The sequence below is a fragment of the Chryseobacterium sp. FR048 genome (assembly GCF_056844665.1).
Genome location: NZ_JBXDSE010000005.1, coordinates 297,968 through 320,023, shown reverse-complemented (window position 1 = coordinate 320,023; position 22,056 = coordinate 297,968). Strand labels below are relative to the sequence as shown.

At 36.7% G+C, this 22,056-nt stretch carries 22 protein-coding genes; 14 read left to right on the top strand and 8 right to left on the bottom strand.

Annotation, left to right across the window (positions count from 1 at the left end; genetic code table 11):
- Nucleotides 1–25 precede the first annotated feature (25 nt).
- The 5 genes from AC106K_RS16195 to AC106K_RS16175 all read right to left on the bottom strand — a co-directional run bounded on the left by AC106K_RS16195 (nucleotide 26) and on the right by AC106K_RS16175 (nucleotide 5,206).
- On the bottom strand, nucleotides 26–1,951 hold the full coding sequence (locus AC106K_RS16195) for a T9SS type A sorting domain-containing protein (RefSeq protein ID WP_482446506.1): 1,926 nt from the start codon (nucleotides 1,949–1,951) through the stop codon (nucleotides 26–28).
- Nucleotides 1,952–2,299: 348 nt separating this feature from the next.
- Nucleotides 2,300–2,980 (bottom strand): T9SS type A sorting domain-containing protein, encoded by a 681-nt coding sequence (locus AC106K_RS16190; RefSeq protein WP_482446597.1) that lies wholly within the window; start codon nucleotides 2,978–2,980, stop codon nucleotides 2,300–2,302.
- Nucleotides 2,981–3,042: 62 nt separating this feature from the next.
- The gene (locus AC106K_RS16185; RefSeq protein ID WP_482446505.1) at nucleotides 3,043–3,423 is read right to left on the bottom strand and encodes a hypothetical protein; all 381 of its coding nucleotides are present in this window, start codon (nucleotides 3,421–3,423) and stop codon (nucleotides 3,043–3,045) included.
- 361 nt (nucleotides 3,424–3,784) lie between these two features.
- Entirely contained in the window at nucleotides 3,785–4,525 is a 741-nt protein-coding gene (locus AC106K_RS16180; protein WP_482446596.1) for a uroporphyrinogen-III synthase, read from the bottom strand.
- Between the two features lie 12 nt (nucleotides 4,526–4,537).
- Nucleotides 4,538–5,206, bottom strand: coding sequence for a DUF4271 domain-containing protein (locus AC106K_RS16175; RefSeq protein ID WP_482446504.1), 669 nt, complete (start codon nucleotides 5,204–5,206; stop codon nucleotides 4,538–4,540).
- A 242-nt stretch (nucleotides 5,207–5,448) separates the two neighbouring features.
- Here AC106K_RS16175 and AC106K_RS16170 point away from each other — a divergent pair, with 242 nt between their 5' ends.
- The 4 genes from AC106K_RS16170 to AC106K_RS16155 all read left to right on the top strand — a co-directional run bounded on the left by AC106K_RS16170 (nucleotide 5,449) and on the right by AC106K_RS16155 (nucleotide 8,939).
- Nucleotides 5,449–6,165, top strand: coding sequence for a polyprenol monophosphomannose synthase (locus AC106K_RS16170; RefSeq protein ID WP_047097444.1), 717 nt, complete (start codon nucleotides 5,449–5,451; stop codon nucleotides 6,163–6,165).
- Nucleotides 6,162–6,620: a DUF4296 domain-containing protein gene (locus AC106K_RS16165; RefSeq protein WP_482446503.1), complete on the top strand. Its 459-nt coding sequence runs from the start codon at nucleotides 6,162–6,164 to the stop codon at nucleotides 6,618–6,620. Before AC106K_RS16170 ends, AC106K_RS16165 begins: the two co-directional genes overlap by 4 nt.
- Before the next feature lie 69 nt (nucleotides 6,621–6,689).
- A complete protein-coding gene (tgt, locus tag AC106K_RS16160; RefSeq protein ID WP_047097445.1) occupies nucleotides 6,690–7,820 on the top strand; it encodes a tRNA guanosine(34) transglycosylase Tgt in 1,131 nt (376 codons plus the stop codon).
- Nucleotides 7,821–7,826: 6 nt separating this feature from the next.
- Nucleotides 7,827–8,939 (top strand): LptF/LptG family permease, encoded by a 1,113-nt coding sequence (locus tag AC106K_RS16155; protein WP_482446502.1) that lies wholly within the window; start codon nucleotides 7,827–7,829, stop codon nucleotides 8,937–8,939.
- Here the strand turns inward: AC106K_RS16155 and AC106K_RS16150 are convergent.
- Nucleotides 8,933–9,649 carry a biotin--[acetyl-CoA-carboxylase] ligase gene (locus tag AC106K_RS16150; protein ID WP_482446501.1) on the bottom strand — a complete coding sequence of 239 codons (717 nt, stop codon included), beginning with the start codon at nucleotides 9,647–9,649 and terminating at the stop codon, nucleotides 8,933–8,935. The two genes, AC106K_RS16155 and AC106K_RS16150, sit on opposite strands and share 7 nt — an antisense overlap.
- A gap of 87 nt (nucleotides 9,650–9,736) precedes the next feature.
- Here AC106K_RS16150 and rsfS point away from each other — a divergent pair, with 87 nt between their 5' ends.
- From rsfS to AC106K_RS16100, 10 genes are all read left to right on the top strand, one after another.
- Nucleotides 9,737–10,102: a ribosome silencing factor gene (rsfS, locus tag AC106K_RS16145; protein WP_047097448.1), complete on the top strand. Its 366-nt coding sequence runs from the start codon at nucleotides 9,737–9,739 to the stop codon at nucleotides 10,100–10,102.
- A gap of 20 nt (nucleotides 10,103–10,122) precedes the next feature.
- Complete coding sequence (gene ftsH / locus AC106K_RS16140; protein WP_482446500.1) at nucleotides 10,123–12,144, top strand: ATP-dependent zinc metalloprotease FtsH; 2,022 nt, start codon at nucleotides 10,123–10,125, stop codon at nucleotides 12,142–12,144.
- 137 nt (nucleotides 12,145–12,281) lie between these two features.
- Nucleotides 12,282–12,863, top strand: a complete 582-nt coding sequence (locus AC106K_RS16135) for an LUD domain-containing protein (protein ID WP_047097450.1) — start codon at nucleotides 12,282–12,284, stop codon at nucleotides 12,861–12,863.
- A gap of 24 nt (nucleotides 12,864–12,887) precedes the next feature.
- Entirely contained in the window at nucleotides 12,888–13,760 is an 873-nt protein-coding gene (locus tag AC106K_RS16130) for a phosphatidate cytidylyltransferase (RefSeq protein WP_482446499.1), read from the top strand.
- Between the two features lie 4 nt (nucleotides 13,761–13,764).
- Nucleotides 13,765–14,421 (top strand): phosphatidylserine decarboxylase family protein, encoded by a 657-nt coding sequence (locus AC106K_RS16125; RefSeq protein ID WP_482446498.1) that lies wholly within the window; start codon nucleotides 13,765–13,767, stop codon nucleotides 14,419–14,421.
- A 307-nt stretch (nucleotides 14,422–14,728) separates the two neighbouring features.
- Entirely contained in the window at nucleotides 14,729–15,721 is a 993-nt protein-coding gene (locus tag AC106K_RS16120) for a helix-turn-helix transcriptional regulator (protein WP_482446497.1), read from the top strand.
- A 107-nt stretch (nucleotides 15,722–15,828) separates the two neighbouring features.
- A complete protein-coding gene (locus tag AC106K_RS16115) occupies nucleotides 15,829–16,242 on the top strand; it encodes a transposase (protein WP_482446496.1) in 414 nt (137 codons plus the stop codon).
- Nucleotide 16,243: 1 nt separating this feature from the next.
- On the top strand, nucleotides 16,244–16,564 hold the full coding sequence (locus tag AC106K_RS16110) for a helix-turn-helix domain-containing protein (RefSeq protein ID WP_482446495.1): 321 nt from the start codon (nucleotides 16,244–16,246) through the stop codon (nucleotides 16,562–16,564).
- Nucleotides 16,565–16,723: 159 nt separating this feature from the next.
- Complete coding sequence (locus AC106K_RS16105) at nucleotides 16,724–18,526, top strand: hypothetical protein (protein WP_482446494.1); 1,803 nt, start codon at nucleotides 16,724–16,726, stop codon at nucleotides 18,524–18,526.
- A gap of 352 nt (nucleotides 18,527–18,878) precedes the next feature.
- Nucleotides 18,879–19,718, top strand: a complete 840-nt coding sequence (locus tag AC106K_RS16100) for a GLPGLI family protein (RefSeq protein WP_482446493.1) — start codon at nucleotides 18,879–18,881, stop codon at nucleotides 19,716–19,718.
- Nucleotides 19,719–19,730: 12 nt separating this feature from the next.
- Here the strand turns inward: AC106K_RS16100 and AC106K_RS16095 are convergent, their stop codons facing one another.
- Together AC106K_RS16095 and AC106K_RS16090 are read right to left on the bottom strand one after the other, a co-directional pair.
- On the bottom strand, nucleotides 19,731–20,078 hold the full coding sequence (locus tag AC106K_RS16095) for a DUF1801 domain-containing protein (protein ID WP_482446492.1): 348 nt from the start codon (nucleotides 20,076–20,078) through the stop codon (nucleotides 19,731–19,733).
- Nucleotides 20,079–20,102: 24 nt separating this feature from the next.
- Complete coding sequence (locus tag AC106K_RS16090; protein WP_482446491.1) at nucleotides 20,103–21,941, bottom strand: ABC transporter ATP-binding protein; 1,839 nt, start codon at nucleotides 21,939–21,941, stop codon at nucleotides 20,103–20,105.
- Between the last annotated feature and the right edge of the window lie 115 nt (nucleotides 21,942–22,056).

Below are 22,056 nucleotides of genomic sequence, written 5' to 3'. Positions count from 1 at the left end.
TTTTCATTAATATTGGATAGCAGAGTTATTTTTTTATGGTTTTAAAGGTTTTTATGTTTCCGTCTTTCATTTTTAAAGTGATGAAATAAAGTCCTGCTTTTAGATCCTTCAGATGAAGAGAAGGAGATGGTTTTTCAATCGTTTTGATGAGTCTGCCAGAAATATCCGTGATAGAAACTGATGTTACATCAGATATATTGGAGAGGGTAAGGATGTCGCTGAATGGATTAGGATATACTTCAATGTTCTTTTTATTATCTGTCGTTTCATGCGTAGACAAAGCAGTATCATTATAGGCTGAAATCTGGAATTCTCCGTTGCCTATATAGGAAGAATATTTCCATACACTGATATAAAGGGTGTCCCCTGGATTTTGCCCGGTTAAAGTTATTGATGAAAAAGCAAAGTCATTACATTTAATTTCATTTAGTGAGCCACATGTTCCTTTATAAATATTAACAATACTGTCGTTAAAATTAGAACCGGTAACCTGCTTTGTTGCTATCTTAAGATTTCCATTGGGAGGTACTACCACTTTAAACCATACATTTTCAATGGCATTGGCGTCGCAGGATGGTATAGGCCCGTCCGTAGTAGCTCCATCATTATTGGAAGTGATTGCCCCTGAAGCAAAATCGGTACCTACCGTTAAAGGGATGGCTTGTAGGCAGTTGTCATTAGCAAGAGGAATAGGGTCATAGGCCGATATTTGAAATTCTCCGCTGTTTGTATAGGACGCATATTTCCATACGCTGATATAGACCGTATTCCCGGGAGTTTGTCCGGTTAAAGTGATTGATGAAAAACTATTTTCAAGACATCCAATTTCATTTAACGATCCACATGTTCCACTGTAAACACTAAATACCGGAGAAACAAGCAATGACCCGAAATCCTTTTTAAGTTGTATTTTAAGATTTCCGCTTTGGGGGATTACAGCTTTAAACCATACATTTTCAATGGCATTGGCGTCGCAGGATGGTGCAGGCCCGTCCGTAGTAGCTCCACTATTAGTAGCAGTGATTGCTCCTGAAGCAAAATCTGTTCCTACCGTTAAAGGAGTTGCTTGTGAGCAGTCATCATTAGCCGGGGAAATAGGATCATAGGCTGATATTTGGAATTCTCCGTTGCCTACAAAGGAATCGTATTTCCATACACTGATATAGAGGGCAGCCCCTGGAGTTTGTCCGGTTAAGATGATCAGTGAAGTACCATAGCCATTACATTGAATTTCATTTAACGATCCACATGTTCCACTGTAAACGTTAAAGATAGGATCATAAAACGGGGATCCGGTAATTTGTTTAACTTGTATTTTAAGATTTCCGCTTTGAGGAACGATTACCTTAAACCATACATTTTCAATGGCATTTGCGTCGCAGGATGGTACAGGCCCGTCCGTAGTAGCTCCACTATTACTGGAAGTGATTGCCCCTGAGGCAAAGTCGGTACCTACCGTTAAAGGGCTAGCCTGTAAGCAATTGTTATTAGCCGGAGGAAGAGAGTCATAAGCAGATATTTGGAATTCTCCATTGCCTGTAAAGGACTCATATTTCCATACACTGATATAGAGGGTGGCCCCTGGAGTTTGCCCGGTTAAGTTGATCAGTGAAAAGCCAGTGATCTTACATTCAATTTCAGTTAATGATCCACATGTTCCACTGTAAACAGTAAGTACAGGATCATAAAACAATGACCCGGAAACTTCTTTCATTTGTATTTTAAGATTTCCGCTTTGAGGAACTACTACCTTAAACCATACATTTTCAACGGCATCCGGATCGCAGGATGGTATAGAGGTATCAGTAGTCGCTCCATTATTATTAGCCGTGATTGCCCCTGATGCGAAATCTGTTCCAACACTTAAAGAGATTGCTTCTGTACAATCGTCATTCTGGGCCTTGACCAATGCAATTGCTGATAAAAATAAACAAAATAATAATTTTTTCATACACAATTTTTTAATGATTAAAATATTTGGACACGGGTTTAAATGTAATCAATTAATCGATGGATGATGAAAAACTAAAATATCTTAATTGATTGATTGTAAGGGGTTAATGAAGGTTGTTGAAATGTTTTTCTTTGAATAAATAAATATGTTTAAATGTTAATAAAAGTTAATTTTTTTTATGAACATTTATGGTTTTTTGTTGGTAGAAATGCTTAAAACAGAAAGAAAATCGCTTTTTTTATGGAATGTTTAAATATAAAACACGTAAAAGCGAGTACTCCTGTTCAAGTATAAAAAAGGCTATCAAAAATTTGATAGCCTTTTCATTAACATGATATCGTAGGGTTATTTTTTTATGGTTTTAATTGTTTTCACACTTCCGTCTTTCATTTTTAAAGAGATGAAGTAAAGTCCTGCTTTTAAATCCTTCATATGAAGAGAAGGAGAAGGTTTTTCAATCGTTTTAATGAGTCTGCCGGAAGTATCTGTAATGGAAACTGATGTTACATCTGATACTTCGGAGAGGGTAAGGGTATCACTGAAAGGATTGGGATGTACTGTGAGCTTCTTGTTGTGGGCAGTTGTCTCTTGAGTCGATAATGTTGTGCTGTTATCATATGCTGAAATCTGGAATTCTCCGCTGCTTGTATAGGAATCATATTTCCAAACGCTTACATAAAGAGTCTTACCTGGAGTTTGTCCTGTTAAAGAAAGTAACGAGAAATAACCCTCACCGCTGTCTTCATCACAGGCAATTGCAGTTAAAGAACCACATGCTCCACTGTATACGGTAAGTACAGAGTCATCAAAAGAAGATCCTGGAACTTCCTTTGTTTCTATTTTAAGGTTGCCACTTTGTGGGACTACCACTTTAAACCATACATTTTCTATAGCTTCGTCATTGCATGTAGGCAAAGTACTATCGGTAGTTGCGTCTGTATTGTTTGAAGTAATTGCCCCGGAAGCGAAATCTGTCCCCACTGTTAATGGAGTTGCACCTGCACAGTTATCATTACCTGGTGGAATAAAGGTATACGCTGAAATCTGGAACTCTCCATTGTCTATGAATGATCTGTATTTCCAAACGCTTATATATAAAGTGTTAAAGAAACTAATGAAAAATAACCTGAGCCATTATCATCATTGCAACCAATTTCAGTTAATGTCCCACATGCTCCACTATATACGGTAAGGGCTGAATCATCAAATAAAGAACCGGCGACTTCCTTGGTTTCTATTTTAATATTTCCACTTTGTGGTACTACCACTTTAAACCAGACGTTTTCTACAGCTTGGTTATTACAGGTAGGCAGATTGCCGTCGGTAGTTGCGCCTGTATTATTTGAAATAAGTGCTCCTGAAGCAAAATCAGTTCCCACAGTTAATGGTATAGCTCCTGAACAGTTGTCGTTTTGGGCATAGATAAAGGAGGCCGTTAATAACAGTAAACAGAATAATAGTTTTTTCATAGGTGTTTTTTTAGTTGTTAGAAATAGATCGAATAATTGTCTTTTTCTAAATATAGTGAATTATTTCTGTTTTAAAGAGTATTTGAAATAATTTAACTATTTGATTGTGAGTGGATAATTTTGTTTTTAGGAATGTGTGATTTTTTGAAAATAACAAGGTTTATAATTGAGAAAAGTGGAAAAAAATTATGAGAAAATCAAAGATTTTCCATCATTATCTTGCTAAAAGAAATACGAAAGAGGATCGTTTTAGGAATTGGGTTAGAAAAATGGAGGATGTCTGAGCTAAAATGTCAGTAAACAAAAAAGCCCCTTTTCATCTGGAAAAAGGGGCTTTTTAATATTGTATTTATAGGAAGGCTTATTTATGAAGAGCCTTAATATATTTTTCAAGAGCCATTGTCATAGAAGGGGTTTCCTTCGTAGGGGCCATTAAATCTACTTTTAATCCTGCTTCTTCTGCGGCAGCTAAAGTGGTGTTTCCAAAAACTCCAATTTTTGTTTCCTCCTGCTTGAAGTCCGGGAAGTTTTGTTGTAACGACTTGATTCCTTGCGGGCTGAAGAAAATCAGCATGTCATAATCTTTAATGGTTATATCTGTAAGATCACTGCATACCGTGCGGTACATAATTGCTCTTGTCCAGTCTACATTAGATGCATCCATGGTTTTCACAATATCCGGACTTAGAACATCTGAAGACGGCAACAGATATTTTTCAGTTGGGAATTTTTTGAAAAGAGGCAACAGGTCTGAGAAGTTTTTCTCCCCAAAGCTGATTTTTCTTTTTCTGTACACAATATGCTTTTGAAGATAGTTAGCGATTGCTTCTGACTGACAGATGTATCTCATTGTATCCGGAACAGCAAAACGCAATTCCTCTGCTAGTCTGAAGTAGTGGTCAATCGCATTCTTACTGGTAAAAATAATACCGGTATACTGCGTCAGATCTATTTTCTGTGTTCTGAGCTCTTTATTGTCAACTCCTTCGACGTGGATAAATGGACGGAAATCAATCTTTATTTTTTCCTTCTTCGCTATATCCAGATATGGAGAAGACTCACTAGGCGCTGGTTGAGAAACCAATATAGACTTTATTCTCATCATTGACATTTATTAAAAAAATAACAGCTTCCAAAGCAATAATAATGGTGCGATTTGGAGGGTGCAAATATACAAAAATTTATAATACCATTTCTCCGGAAGAATCTTGTTCTTGTGAAATAAATAGAAAAAAACTTTGAAAATGAACACAAAAGCGAAGAATAAGAAATAATATACAAACATTTTATTTCTGTCTATTGGGAAGTAATAATGGGCTACACACAGAATTATCAGCAAAAAAGACAGAATAAAATAAAATTTGGTGGAGGTGAAATAAAAAATAGACCATTTTCTTCCATCTCCTATACTTTGATAAAATAAAAACCCTAAAGTAGATTTTGTCAGATAAAAAAACAGAACCGACAGCAGGGTATACCCGAACTTATTCAGCTGGTATCCCAAAAGCTGCAGATCGGCAATGTATTTCGGTACTATAGGAATATACTGTGAGATCAGCACAGATAGGGTAAGGGTCGTTACACAGGAGGTAATGATCCAGCTGGGCAGGTTATTGCTCGCATCAAAATATTTCTGAAGCAGAAAATCCTTAAGGCTGGCATCTCTTTCTATAATGTTCATCATAAAAACATATAAAAATATACAGCCTACGAGTATAAAGATTACCCAGTCGTTGTTCTCAGGTATTCTTACATGATTAAGATAGTTTGATGGTGCCGGCAAAATTTATTTTTTTTATATTTTATTTAACTTCAAAAAAACACAGACTGGCATAGATTTCTTTATCATCTGAGCTGTGAAAATGCAGTTCATTTACTTTACTTCTTTCGATTTTGTAGATGAGTCTGATCTTTTCAATAAAAGTTTCAGCATCATATACTTAATCCCTGAGAAATATTTTTGCAAAATTATAGATTATTTTGTATAAAATAAAAAGGTTAAATAAACTATCTTTGCAAACTGAAATGAAAAAACTCGTCATTATCCCGACCTATAACGAAAAGGAAAATATTGAAAATATTATTTCCGCAGTTTTTGCATTGGAGGACGACTTTCATATTTTAGTAGTGGATGATTCTTCTCCGGATGGTACTGCAGACCTTGTAAGAGAACTGCAGAAGAAATACCCGCATTACCTGCATCTGTCAGTAAGGCATATAAAGGACGGGCTGGGGAAAGCTTACATTCATGGATTCAAATGGGCAATCGAAAACAAATATGATTACATTTTTGAAATGGATGCCGATTTTTCACATAACCCGAATGATTTGCCCAAGCTCTTTGAAGCCTGCAAAGAAGGGGATATGGCGATAGGATCCAGATATTCAAAAGGAGTAAATGTGGTCAATTGGCCTATGGGAAGAGTATTGCTGTCCTATTTTGCCTCGAAATATGTAAGATTCGTATTAGGACTTCCAATTCATGACACAACTGCAGGATTTGTTTGCTTTTCAAGAAAGGTGCTGGAAGAAATAGGATTGGATAATGTGAAACTGAAAGGCTACGGATTTCAGATCGAAATGAAATTCAGAGCCTATAAAAAAGGCTTCAGAATTATAGAAGTACCGATCATATTTACCAACAGGATTTTAGGCGAGAGTAAAATGAACGGTGGTATTATTCATGAGGCCGTGTTTGGAGTTTTAAATTTAAAATGGAAATCTATCATTAACAGATTATGAAACAGCGCATAACCTATTCTTCTCGCCAGGAGGAACATTTATATGCCAAGTTCCATCAGTCCATCAAAAAATATAAAAATAAACTGGTGAAAAAACTGATCTTCATTTTCGTTTTACTGGGACTGTTTTCGTGCGGCGATTACATTGATCAGCCTAAAAATCTGGTTGACGAAGATACGATGGCGGAAATCATTGCAGACCTTGCAATCAACGACCAGGCTGTCTTTACCTATCAGGACAAGAATCTGGAAGCCGGTACACGATTTGTTCTCAACTCCCATCATGTAAAACCTAATGACTTTGCAGAGAGTTTCAAATACTATGTGATCAAAGAAAAAATGGAGGGGATTGCTAACCATGCCCAAGAAATATTATTGAAAAAAGATCCCAAAGCAGAACAATACATAAAGGAAAAAGCAAAACAGAACGGAGTGGTGCCACCTATGGTAAGATAATCATGGTAAAAGGCTATGTTCCGTTCCACAAGAATCACTGGTTATGCAGTGAATAAATAAAGTATACAGATGAAATTTTTTAATATAGAAAAAACCTCTGAGGGAAAAGCAAGAGCAGGGGAGATTACTACAGACCACGGGAAGATACAGACACCTATCTTTATGCCTGTAGGAACTGTGGCCAGTGTAAAGACCGTTCATCAGAGAGAATTAAAAGAAGACATTAAAGCTCAGATTATTCTGGGAAATACCTACCATCTTTACCTTCGTCCGGGAATGGAAACCATGCAGGATGCAGGCGGATTGCACAAATTCATGAACTGGGATCTTCCTATCCTTACCGATTCAGGAGGTTTTCAGGTATTTTCTTTGGCCAGCAACAGAAAGATGACTGAAGAAGGAGCAAGATTCAAATCCCATATCGACGGGAGCTATCACATGTTCTCTCCGGAAAGATCAATGGAGATCCAGAGACAGATCGGAGCTGACATTTTCATGGCTTTTGACGAATGTACTCCTTACCCTTGTGACTACAACCAGGCAAAATCATCAATGGAACTTACGCACCGTTGGTTGAAAAGATGTATTGACTGGACGAATGATAATCCCGAGCTATACGGACATAAGCAAAGACTTTTCCCGATCGTTCAGGGATCTACATACTCAGACTTAAGAAAAATTTCTGCAGAAGTGATTTCTGAAGCAGGAGCTGAAGGAAACGCCATCGGAGGACTTTCCGTTGGAGAACCTGAAGAGGAAATGTACAGAATCACTGATGAAGTGACAGACATCCTTCCGAAAGAAAAACCAAGATACCTGATGGGAGTAGGTACTCCGTGGAATATTCTGGAATCTATCGGTTTGGGAATCGACATGATGGACTGTGTAATGCCTACCAGAAATGCTAGAAATGCAATGCTTTTCACATGGCAGGGGGTGATGAACCTTAAAAATGAAAAATGGAAGCGCGATTTTTCGCCTTTGGACGAATTCGGGACCAGTTTTGTAGATCGTGAATATTCAAAAGCGTATCTTCGTCACTTGTTTGTATCTAAAGAATATCTGGCAAAACAGATTGCTTCTATCCATAACCTGGCTTTCTATCTGGATTTGGTAAAAGTAGCCAGAGAACATATTATTGCAGGAGATTTCTATGAATGGAAAAACTCTGTAGTACCGGTTCTTAGACAAAGACTATAAGAGATTATGCTTAAAATTGTAGACAGATATATCATCAAAAAATACCTTGGAACATTCAGTTTCATGTTGGTACTGTTGTCTATAGTGGTGCTTGTGATTGATGTTCAGCAAAAGATACCAAGGATAGAAAATGCAAAAGCCATAGATCCGAAGCTTGATCTGGTGTATTTCCTGATCCATTTTTATCCTTTCTGGATCATCAATCTTGTAGTGACCTTTCTTTCCATTCTGGTGTTTATTTCGGTGATTTATTTTACATCCCGGATGGCAAACAACACAGAGATTGTTGCCATTATCAGTAGTGGAGCCAGTTTTTACAGATTTTCAAAACCTTACCTGTATACCTCAATTCTCATTGCGCTGGTGTCCATGCTGGTCTATCATATGATACTTCCGTGGGCTAATATCAAAAAGAATGAGCTTGAAGCTTATACCTATAATGCGGCCAATAAAGAAAAGATCTTAGGAACCGCTCCGGCCTCTTCACAGCTGAGTAAAACAGAATACATTTTCGTGGACTCCTGGAATAAAAGAGAAAAAAGAGGCTCCAGCTTTGTTTATCAGAAGTTTGATAAAGACAGAAGGATGGTCTATGAGCTGAAAGCCAGTGATGTATATTGGGATAAAGAAAAAAAGCAATTCGTTTTAAATAACTATTTCGAAAAAACAATCAATAAAGACAATTCTGAAAAACTCAATAACGGAATTGAATTAAGGAAAAACTATGGGCACTCGCCGGAAGAGCTTTTCCCTAACGAGTTATTGGGACAAAATAAAACAACACCGGAACTTTTAAAATTCATCGAAAGAGAAAAAGCAAGAGGAAACAGCAACCTGAATTCTTATCTGAACGAGCTTCACCAAAGAACTTCAATGCCCGTTTCTATCATTATTCTTACTTTTCTGGCACTTTCACTGTCTTCTCAAAAGAAAAGGGGAGGACTGGGAATAAACCTGGCAATAGGAATCTCGCTGGCCTTTCTTTTCGTGTTCTCGTTTGAGGCTTTAAAGGTAGTTTCAGAAAACAAAAGTTTGCCTCCGGCGTTGGCTATGTGGCTTCCTAATCTGGTGTTTCTGCCACTTACCCTTTATTTGTACATCAAAAGAGCCAATCAGTAAAGCAATTTCACTTCTTTATGGTAAAAACGGCGTAGTCCGTCGTTTTCCAGCTCTATCCAGAGCTCACCCAGGTCGTCTGCTTTTCGGATGATGCCATTTTGTCTCTCTTTTTCAATTTCAAAGACGGAGATCTGATCTTTTCTGAAAAGATGCTGGTTGAACCTGTCCAGAATTTCCTGGTCGGAAGGAATGCTTTTCAAATGTTCGGACAAAAAATCATGCAGACCGGATGCGAGTTCTTCCAGGTCAAATGCTCTGCCTGTCTGGGTCAGAAGCGAGCCTGCGTTGGATATTTCATCAAACTTCTCCTGAAGAATATTGATGCCGGTTCCTATGATGAAATAATTATTTTGATTAATTTTTTTCTTTTCTATTAAAATTCCAACGATTTTTTTACCTTTAAGGATAATATCATTCGGCCATTTGATCTTTACCTCTGATTCAGCCAATTTGGCAAGGAAATCCCGGACAAGAATTGCGGTATAATAATTGAATATAAAGTCGGAACACCCAATGTCTTGAGTATTCACTGCCAGCGTATAGGCCAGATTTTTTCCGGCAGTCGGAATCCATACATTTCCATATTGACCACGGCCTTTTGTCTGGTTGAAAGTATGCAAACCTATAAAATCTGAATTTTCGTAAAGTAAAAACTTTGCTATTTCGTCATTAGTAGAAGAACATTCTTTCAGATAGAACAGTTGGCTCATTTAAGAAAAATTTAAGACATTAAGGGGGTAAAAGTAAGGTTAAAGTAAAGAAAAAACAATAAATTTGCAGATTATAGTATTTTTTTAATGAATAAAACAGCAGAAAAACAAGCGTTAATAGATAAAATCGTTGAAGCTATCCAGGATGTAAAAGGAGAAGACATTATGATCTTCGATCTTTCGAACATTGAAAACTCCGTAGCAGAAACGTTCGTGATATGTAGTGGAAACTCAAATACACAGGTGGCTGCATTGGCAGGAAGTGTTGAGAAAAAAGTAAGAAACGAACTGCAGGACAGACCTTGGCACGTAGAAGGTACTGAAAATGCTATGTGGGTATTGGTAGACTACGTTTCAGTGGTTGTTCACATATTCCAGAAACAGGTACGTGAGTACTATGACATAGAAGAGCTTTGGGGTGACGCAGTCATTACCAGAATTGAAAATGAATAATAAAATTTTAAAAAGTATCAATGAATAATAAAGGATTCAACTGGTTCTTTCCTGTTATAATCATAGCTCTTTTGCTGTTCTTTGGCTCCAATTTCCTTGGAGGGGATACAGCAAAAACTATTGATGAAGATGGTTTCTTCAGAGAAATGCAGGCGGGAAAAGTCCAGAATATAATTATATACAAAGACATAGAGAAAGCTGATGTTTTTCTTACCAAAGAGGCAAAGTCAGCGATGGTAAACAAAACAGCCAAAGAGAATAACCCTCTTTCAGCATTCGAAATGGCTCCTAAAGCAGATTATTCTGTGAAGTACGGAGATCTTCAGCTTTTCCTTCAGAAATTTGAACAGATCAAAGCTACGAATCCGGCTATTAAAACAGCTAAAGACTATGGAACCGGAAAAAGTCCTTTCGCTGATATTTTAATATCTGCACTGATCTGGATTGCCATTCTGGGATTATTCTACTTCCTTCTTTTCAGAAAGATGGGTGGTGGCGGAGGTCCTGGCGGACAAATCTTCTCTATCGGAAAATCTAAAGCGAAACTTTTCGACGAAAAAGAAAGAATTCAGGTGACATTTAAAGATGTTGCAGGATTGGAAGGTGCTAAAGAAGAGGTACAGGAAGTTGTGGATTTCTTGAAAAACTCTGAAAAATATACCAAACTGGGAGGTAAAATTCCTAAAGGAGTTCTTTTAGTAGGGCCTCCGGGAACAGGTAAAACTTTGTTGGCAAAAGCAGTTGCCGGTGAAGCTAAAGTACCATTCTTCTCATTGTCAGGTTCTGATTTCGTAGAAATGTTCGTTGGGGTAGGAGCTTCAAGAGTAAGAGACCTTTTTGCCCAGGCAAAAGCAAAATCTCCTGCAATTATCTTTATCGATGAGATCGATGCCATCGGTCGTGCAAGAGGAAAGAACAACTTCTCAGGCGGAAACGATGAAAGAGAAAATACATTGAACCAACTTCTTACCGAGATGGATGGTTTCGGAACAGATGTCAATGTCATTGTAATGGCAGCTACCAACAGAGCAGATATTCTTGATAAGGCCTTAATGAGAGCCGGACGTTTTGACCGTTCGATCTATGTAGACCTTCCGGAATTGCACGAAAGAAGACAAATCTTTGATGTTCATTTGAAGAAGATCAAACTTGATGATAATGTAGACAGAGATTTCCTGGCAAAACAGACTCCGGGATTCAGTGGGGCAGATATTGCAAACGTTTGTAACGAAGCAGCATTGATCGCGGCAAGAAACAGTCATACTTCAGTAACAAAACAGGATTTCCTTGACGCTGTAGACAGAATCATTGGTGGTCTTGAAAAGAAAAATATGGCGATTAAGCCGTCAGAAAAAAGAAGAGTAGCGTTCCACGAAGCAGGACATGCAACGGTAAGCTGGTTGGTAGAGCACGCAGCACCACTTCTGAAAGTAACCATTGTTCCGAGAGGACAGTCTCTAGGGGCAGCGTGGTACTTACCGGAAGAAAGACAGTTGACGACTACCCAGCAAATGCTTGATGAAATGTGTGCTACTTTAGGAGGTAGAGCCGCTGAGCAGGTAATTTTCAACAATATCTCAACAGGAGCATTATCTGACCTTGAAAAAGTAACTAAACGTGCTCAGGCAATGGTAACCATCTATGGACTAAGCGAAAATATAGGAAACATTTCTTATTATGACAGCTCTGGCCAGTCGGAATATAATTTCGGAAAACCTTATTCTGAAGAAACGGCTACCAAGATTGATGCAGAGATCAAAGCGATCATCGAAGATCAATACGAAAGAGCGATCAGAATTCTGACAGAGAATAAGGATAAGCTGGATGCTCTTGCGAACAAGCTTTTGGAGAAAGAAGTAATCTTCCGTGAAGACTTAGAAGAAATCTTCGGAAAAAGAGCTTGGGATCCTGAATTGACAGAGAAACCTGTAACCAATACAATCCCTGAAAAGGATCAGCCGGAAGTATTGGATGTTCCTCAGATCAAAGAGAAAGAGGAAGAAAGTGAAATACAAGCGCCGGAAAGCCCTACACAGCTTTAAAACGCTAAAAAATATAAGATCAATAAAAACCTGACAACCGCAAAATTGTCAGGTTTTTTCATATTTAAACAGATATATTGGACTCGATTGTAATTTATTTTCTATTTTTGTATAAAGTTGACTAAAAATAGATTAAGTTGAATTTATTCAAGAGGATTGTAAGCAAACTTACCAACCAGCCTGAAGAAGAGGAAAAACAGAGCCTGGAGAAGCTTGGGGATTCGCTGAAAAATGCGGATCTTGACTATAAGTTTGCGCAATTATTTACGCATTCGGGGGGATTTTTTAATTATTGTGCAGATGAAGCGGAAGCTCTACAAACTTTAAATCAAATTATCAAAATAGAAGGGATTGGAAACCTTTTCTGTTGGGATAAAGAACTTCAGAACTTTTTGAATGTTGTGAAGACTTCTTATACCTCAGAGCTGGAACCGTCTAATGATGCAGCATTCATTACCTGTGAATATCTGATTGCCTATGACGGCAGAATCATGCTTTCACATAACAATATTCTTCATTATCATTCTTCAAGGCTTCCGGATAGGATTATTATCATTGCCAATGTTTCGCAGATCGTGAATAACCTGAATGATGCCATGGGGAAAATAAAAAGAAACGGAAATATCAAGAACCTTACTTCCATCAGCGGAAGCCAGTCTAAAATGGACAGTTCTTCCAATTCCAATACAAAACTGTTTTTATTGCTGCTTGAAGATTAAGCACCCACTTCTAAATTTTAAATTTTGGACAAAAATCTCATTCAAAGAACCCTTTCAGGTATAGTCTATGTAGCTATCATTATTCTTTGTTCCACTCCGCTGGGAGCTCAACTGATCAACAATATTGCTCCTGGTCTTATCAAACAACAATATCTTTATCATGCACTCATGAGTTTGCTGCTTATCGTAGGAACCTGGGAGTGTGTAAAGATCATGAAATTCGGAAACGGATATGAAAAATGGGTGGTATATCCATTGGTCATTTTTATATTCTATATTTTTTCCAAACGATACTTTAATCACGATTTCTTTTTCGATTTCAGGCTGAGCGAGATTCTTGCGCTGGCGCTTATCGGAATTGCTGTGGTTACCCTATTCAAATATCCTAATGAATTATATTTCGACAGTGGGAAACTGATTTTCACTGTTATTTATGTAGCATTGCCTTTCAGCTTTGCTTTAGGACTGCCTAAGTTTTCCAGCTATAATGATACTTTCTCTCTGGAAGTTCTTTTCCTGTTTATCCTGATCTGGAGTAGTGATACTTTTGCCTATTTGGTAGGGAAATTTTTCGGAAAACATAAAATGGCCCCTAAGATTTCTCCTAAAAAAACCTGGGAAGGCTATATAGGAGGAGTTGTTTTAACATTGGTGCTGTCTTATTTTATAGAACATTATCAGCCAGAGCTCAGAGGAAACTGGATGGTTGTAGGATTTTTGGTGGCTGCTTTTGCTCCGCTGGGAGATTTGGTGGAAAGCCAGCTGAAAAGAAATTTCGGCGTAAAAGACAGTGGGAACATCATTCCCGGGCATGGTGGCGTATTAGACAGGCTGGATAGTTTTATTATCTGTGTTCCTGTCGTATATTTGTACTTTATTTTAGAAAAATTTATTTAGTCTCATGAAATTACATAGAGAATCAAAAGGAACAATTACCGTAGCAACGATACTTTTCCTGGTATTGGGAGCGTTAGCTATTTATTTCCTTAAAATATGGTCCCTGCTGATCATTGTACCTTTGTTGGTTATTTACTGTCTTGTATTCTGGTTTTTCAGAGTGCCTAACCGTACTATTCTTGACCACAAAGAAAACGTAATCGCTCCTGTGGACGGAAAAGTGGTAATGATCAAAGAAGTGGAAGAAAATGAATTTATAAAAGGAAAAGCCATCCAGGTTTCCATTTTCATGTCCCCACTGAACGTACACATCTGCCGTTATCCGGTTTCAGGAAAAGTGATCTATAAAAAATATCACCCTGGAAAGTACCTTGTAGCATGGCATGAAAAGTCTTCAACAGAAAATGAAAGAACAACGGTAGCCGTAGAAACTTTGACTAACCATAAAGTGGTTTTCAGACAAATTGCAGGATATGTAGCCAGAAGGATCGTATTCTACTGTAATGAGGGAGATCAGGCAAAAGCCGGGCATGAGTTCGGATTTATTAAATTCGGGTCCAGAATGGACGTTTTCCTGCCTCTGGATACTGAGATCGTTTGTAAGATCGGAGATATTACGAAAGGAGGTCTGGATGTGATTGCCAAACTGAAACAGAACTAGAGAATAGTTTTTAAATACATACAGAAGAGAGCCGTTATGGTTCTCTTTTTTTTATTAAATATATTGCTGGCTCGTTCCAGGTATAATTTCTAGGATTCATATCCGATGCTCTTATAGAAAAATATTTTCTTTTTAAACCCTATTTTAAGTTAATAATTATAAATCATTAATTAACATAGGAACATTTTTCGAAAACATTCCTTATCTGTTTTTTGAACTCTATACAACGCTGTAATTCGATATTTGCAAAGAAATACTTTATCAGTTATCTGTTTAAAAGTTAAAAAAAACTGCAAAAAACTACAAAATGATTTATAAACTTTTCTTTGGAACAGCGAGTAATAAGTGTGAGGATATAAATGGTGATTTCGAAACAAGTGATCTGAATTTTATGAATAGGAATTGGGTTTTAATATTTTCCTTTTTTCTTATTTATCCTGTTTTTATTATTGTTTCGCATGAAGATGTTTTGACTTCTTTATTTCTTACGCTTATCAATATTCTTTGGTTGTTGCTAATTGGGATTAGAGAAAAGGCTGGACCTTCTGATAATAGGCTGAAGATTACGATTGTTTCAGTATTTATTGTATTGACTTTTATAGTGAGTCTTTTTTCCATTTATACTTATAAAAGCGCCGGTGTAGAGTATTTTTATTTCTGTCTGTTGTTTGCCCTTCCTTTCTTTATGCAATACCGGCAAGATGCTTTCTCTATGATTATTACGGCTTTTATAATCATTATCAGTTGTATAGTATTTCTGCACTTTGACTTTGATTTTTTACCTAGAAGCAGATTTTTAGAGAATAAAGATTTTAAAATAATAAGGATATGGAATATTTTATTTATAATCATTTCTTTTCTGATGGGTATTGCTTTTGTGAGGCAAAAAGATGAGTTGATTAATGGGTTGATGAATGACAGAAAAGTGAAAGATTCCACGATAAGGGATTTGGTCAAAACAAATAATGAACTGATGAAACAGAAAATTCTTATCAATGATCTTTCAGAAGAGAATATTCAGGAGATCTTCACCCTGGCAGAGAACAATTCGCCTTTGTTTTTTGAAAAGTTTCAACTTCTTTTTCCCCATTTTATTCCTGAAATTTTAAATATCAATTCAGATATGATTCATTCTGAGCTGTATTTCTGCGCCTTAATGAAACTTGATTTTGATACGAAAAGAATTGCCCAATGTACCAATGTCAGTACTCGTGCCGTGGAAAGTAAGAAATACAGGATACGGAAAAAACTAGGGATCCCTTCCGAAATCAGCATTAACAGTTTCCTTATTAAAATTTAAAAATATCCAATTCTGAGTTTTACTACTTATACGTAGTGTTGAGTAGTGAAATATACAGGGTATTTATGTGCACGTCTCTATTTTTACCGCAAAAAAAAATACAATAAATGAACATTAAGAATATTCATATTGGAAGTCTGATACAAAACAAAGTAGAAGAATATCAGATTCCTTTGGAAAGAATTTCCAGATTTTTAGAAAAAACCGAACATGATATTGAAAATATGTACGGTGAGAAAAGTATCGATAGTGAAATGCTGTTGAGATGGTGTAAGCTGCTGAAGTTTGATTTCTTTCGTTTTTACAGCGGGCATCTCATTTTATATGCTCCACAGACAAAGTTGGATAATACTTTAAAGCGAAAAGGAGATATAATGATTTTCAGGAAAAATGTTTATACACAGGAAGTAAAAGATTTTGTGCTGGGTAGGATAGAGATGGGGATACTGACCACCAGTGAGGCGGTTCTGAAGTATAAAATTCCGAAAACAACACTTTATAAATGGATGAAAAAAGTTTAGTATGACACCAGATTATAAACAAATTTATACAGATCTTCTTACTGAAAAATTCCCTGAAAAGCTGGCTGAAGATCATATCATCAATAAGCTTGATAACCTGCATTCAGCGATTGATGTTCTGAAACTGAACCAATTGATTTTCGGAGAACAGGAATATAGAGAACAGGTGAATAACCGGAGGCTTCGCTCTTATGATGAAGATTCTATAATCAAAATTCTAAGGTATCAGAGAGAAAACAATCTTTCCAATATTCAGTTGAGTAATCATTTTAAAATGAGCCGGAATACGATTACAAAATGGAAGCTGCTCTTTAAAATATAAAACTCTTTCAAAAATATCATTTTCCCATATGCTGCTCATATATATTGAGTTTTACTACGCATGAGTAGTATTGTGTAGGTGAAATTTCTTTATGATTTTTTGCGAATGATAACTTTGCAACGGTTAAAATTTTAATCATTAAACAATTTAATTTAATAAATGATGAATACAAAATTGACAATGCCACCAATCAAATTTTTGCTGATCGCAATGATCTTTACTTTTGGAAAATTCTATTCTCAGGCTAATAACGGAGCTGTAGGCATTAATACCACTACACCGAATACCAATTCCGTTTTGGATGTAGTTTCAGGAAATAATAATAAAGGAGTTCTTATTCCCCGGCTGACTGAAGTGCAAAGAAATGCAATTGTAATAAACCCTGCCAAGGATAATGGTTTAACGGTATACAATACCACAGAAGACTGTTTAAACTATTGGAGCGTTACCAGTAATGAGTGGAAAAGTATCTGTGGACAGCTAGGGAAGGCCGTTTTTACAGTCGACTGCTCTTCTGCAAAAGCTATGGGAAGCTATTTAAAAGGTAAAGAGCTTAACAGCTCCAACTATTTAAGCATGAATGTCAATATAACAAAGCCAGGCAACTATATTATTTCAGGAACCACCTCAAACGGATACAATTTCTACGGAACCGGAGCTTTTCTGAATACCGGAATACAAACCATACAGATTCCGGGGCAGGGAACTCCTCAGAATGTACAGATCGATAATATCGTATTTAATATTAACGGAATAGAAGTAACCTGTACACCAGCTGTTTCTGTTGCTGTACTTAATCATTCGGGTTCTTACGTGATGAGTTGTGGAAATGCTACGGTAAATGGAGTGTACAAAGTTGGAACCGCTCTAAATGCCTCAAATACCATTACTCTGCCAGTTAATGTTTCTGCGTTGGGAAGTTATACTATTGCCACCAATACTGTGGATGGAATATCCTTCAGCGGTTCAGGAACTTTTACTTCCACAGGAAATCAGAATATAATCTTAAACGGAACAGGCACTCCTTCTTCTACATCTGTGAAAACAATAAATATTACTTCTGACAGCCAGGGAGGCGTAGCAACAACATGTTCTGTGAATATAACCATTGTCATTCCTAAAAAGACGGTAGTGCATATTGGGTATGAAACAGCGTATGGATATAGTGCTTATACCGGACCCTCAAGAAGTCTTATGGATTCTCCGTCTAATTTTGGAACAACGGCTTCAAGTATTGTTAAATATGAAGGATTTACACATATTTCTCTGGGAAATGCTCCTTCATTATCAGCTCTTCAGACGGCGCTTAATAATAAACCTGATATTGTGATTATGGGTTACAATTATACACCCAATGGGGCAGAAATAAATGCTATTTCGTCTTATCTTAATAAAAAAGGAGTTGTCATTGCTTTCACAGATGATGCCAATGTTGCCCAAAATCTATTCAGAGGAATATTTTCTGATCCTGCCATTTCAGCAGGTAACGGAGGTGGAGGGGGATCTGTTTACGCACTTTCCAATTCCGACGATCCGATTCTTAACGGGCCTTTTGGAGATGTAAGAGGAAAGAACTGGGGTGAGGATGCTTCTGCTACTGTCAATATTTCAGGGCTTACCAGCGGCTTTATTCCCTACAGTTATGCGCAGCCAATCAACAGTACAACGGCCAGAACAGGAATTTCAGGGATGAGAAATACCAGCCTGCATTTTATCTGGTTTGGAGACGGAGGTTTTGTGAGTAATGAGAACGCCAATGGAAATCAATATACAAGTAATACTATTGAGCCTTTTGTTGCACCAGGTTCAGGAGGATATTTTCCGGTTCAGAAATCCGCTTACGGATACGCAGGAAACGGATATGCTGCAGGATCAATGCAGGTTCAGAACTCCATACTTTTTGCCAATATGATTGCCTGGGCAGTCAAACAGGCAGAATTCAACGGGATAAACACACAATGATAATAGTTTTTAAGGAGGGCTCCGGTATGATATTCATGCCGGGGTTTTTTATTTTTAAAGGGGAGAGGATTTTAGTACATCATCAATATTGTCGAAAAGAGATTATCTAATTGAACTCATGAAGATGATCGCCGAATTAAAAGATGAAGTAAGATAATAAGGAGAAAATTAAGTTTCTCTTTTTTTTGTTTTTTTAAAACAATGATTGAAAAATATTTTCTATTCTTTATAAATCAATGATTGACATATTGGATTTTTGTATTTTTTAAAAATGATTTAAATTTTATGCTTTTGATTGTCAGTATTTTAAATTATTAAATTTTATCAAAAATATTTTTTTGTCTTAAAAAAAATGCAATCTTTAAGTAGTTTTAAAGAATCAGAAATGAGGGAAATCTTTTTTGTTTTATGTTTGAGTTTATTATTTTGTAATGTGTTTTCACAGAACATATCATTTATATATGATGCAAAATATAAACTCAATTCAAATAAAGCGGATTATAAAAATGAACTTTTTTATCTTGATGTATCGGATAAAGAATCATTATTTCGATCTGAACGGGATCGGTCTTCAGATTCTTTGATAGAAAAGACGGGGTATGGATTAGGTTTTAAGCTATTATATAATCATCAGTACTACACTCAAAAGAAATTGGCGGAAAAAAAAGTTAATAGAATTATCTCAACACCAATTTTTAGTGACCTATATGCTTTGCCGATAGAAAACCTTGCCTGGAAAATACTTCAGAATAAATTGAAAATTGGGGATTTTGACTGCCAGAGAGCAGAACTGGTATATGGAGGAAGAAAGTGGATTGCCTGGTTTACACAGGAAATTCCATTACAGGATGGCCCTTATGTATTCAATGGCTTGCCGGGACTGATTATTAAAATTTCAGATGAGCTGTCAGACTATCGTTTTGAATTGATCAAAATCAAAAAAGATACCCATCAAATAACTCATTTAATCCCCAAAAAAGAAATTACCTGGGATATATTAAAGCAATTGGAGCTCAGCTATTACAAAGACCCTTATGCAGAAGTTAAGACCAGAAATATAGGGTATGTAAATGCTAATGAAAAAGGGGAAAGAATAGAGATGAGTATGAAACAAATGACAGAAAATATGCGGAAAAATATCAGAGATACCTATAATCCGATCGAATTGGATCAGGCGGTGAAATATGATTAGAAAATAAACATATTATTTTATATACTTTTTCACCTCGTCTGTTAATTTCAGAATAAACTCCACAGGCAAATCCTCTTTAGCATCAATGAGTAAAATTTTAAACTTCTTTCGCCCATCCTGAATCAATTCCGGATACTCTAACCTGTCACCATGATAAAAGCTCAGATAGTGCTTTTTGTATTTCTTGCTGTAATAAAAATAGCACAGCATTTTCTTTTTATACTTAAAAAACGGAAGACCGAAGCTTAACGTTTCCGTGATGTTTTCTGGGTCGGAAGCCAGGATCTTTTCCCGTAAAAAAAGAAGAGTACTTCTTTCAGGCTCTTCGATTCTGTAGAAATACTCTTGTATAGGATTCATATTTTAAAATGAATTAAAAAAGATTTAGTCAAAATTTTGAAGCTCAACAAGCTTGTTGTACATCCCTTTTTTGGCAATAAGGTCATGGTGTGTTCCCTGCTCTACAATATCACCTTTTTCCATCACTACAATCCAGTCTGCTTTCTGAATAGTTGAAAGACGGTGGGCAATCACTAGAGACGTTCTGTTTTCCATCATTTTTTCCAGGGCATCCTGTACAAATCTTTCAGATTCTGTATCCAGTGCAGAGGTGGCCTCATCCAGAATCATGATCGGTGGGTTCTTCAATACCGCTCTGGCAATAGAGACCCTTTGTTTCTGTCCTCCGGAAAGCTTATTTCCGTCATCTCCGATGTTGGTGTCATATCCTTCAGAAAGGTTGGATATAAAGTCGTCTGCATTAGCAATTTTAGCAGCAGCAATCACTTCTTCTCTGGTGGCATCGGGTTTACCCATCAGGATATTGTTATACACAGAATCGTTGAATAATACGGATTCCTGTGTTACCATTCCCAGAAGCTGGCGGTATTCCTTTAATTTTAAATGTTTAATATTGGTTCCGTCAATCAGGATTTCTCCTTCCGAAACATCATAGAATCTTGCTAAAAGATTGGCAATCGTTGTTTTTCCGCTTCCACTCTGTCCAACCAGTGCAACGGTTTTTCCTTTTGGAATCGTTAAGTTGAAGTTTTTAAGGATCAGATTGGCTTTATCATAATAAAATCCGATGTCTTTAAATTCAATATTGTTCTGAAGGGATGAAATAGAAACAGGTTCTGCTATTTCTTCGATTTTCACATCAGCTTCCAGAATTTCCAATACTCTTTTCAGAGAAGCTTCACCTTTCTGTACATTAGAAATAGAGGAGGATAAAGTTTTTGCCGGCGGTAAGATCTGGAAGAACATTCCCAGAAATACCAGAAAACCTGCAGGAGATAAACTGTGTTCTACAATAATCTGTTTCCCACCATACCATGCAATAATAAGGAAGGTAATAGATCCTAAAAATTCGCTCATTGGAGATGCCAGTTCTTTTTTTCTTCCTAAACTCATTGAGCTTGAAATCCATTTGTTCATAGATCGCATGAAGCGGTTATCCATGATCTTTTCAGCATTAAATATTTTAATGACTTTGGATGATTTTAGGGTTTCATCTACAATAGAGAAAATGGTCCCCAGCTCATTTTGTGCTTCATGAGAGTCTTTTTTCAGGCTTTTTCCGATCAAAGCAATCATTGTTCCCATAACCGGCAGTACCAATAATGAGAAAAGAGTCATTTCAGGACTTACAATAAATAGAGAGACCAAAGTACTGATCAGCATAAAGGGAGCATTGATTAATTCAACTAAGCTACCCAGAATATTTCCTTCCACTTCTCCTACATCATTAGACATACGGGACATCATATCTCCCTTTCGGCTGTCTGTAAAAAAGGAAACAGGCAACGATAATATTTTTCTATACATCGCACCACGCAGATCTTTGGTAACACCTACCCGGTAATTGATCAAAAGTAATGCTCCTAAATATCTGAAAACATTTCTTAACAGGAACATAAATGCGGTGATGATACAGAGCCATGCAAGTACAGTAAGTGCACCATGTTGATCAACTAAAGTTTGTACATAATAATTGGAATATTCTTTTAGGTAAGGAAAAAAATCAATAATCTCTCCTGAATAAACAGGAGGAGTTTCATATTTCTCGGTTTCAATAGTGCCAAAAAGCATTGCTAAAACCGGAAGAATCGCCCCAAGAGATGCGATCTGAAATACGGAATACAAAATATTGAAAAATAAACTTCCGTAGATATATTTTTGATGGGGCCTTGCGAACCTCAGAATTTTCTTATACTCGTTCATTCAATGAAAAAATTGGATAGCAAAATTACGTAAAATTAAAAGATAAGACGTGCTTAATCCGGTTTTACTTTAATAGATATGTTTTAAAAACTCTGTATTTGTTACAAAACTCTGG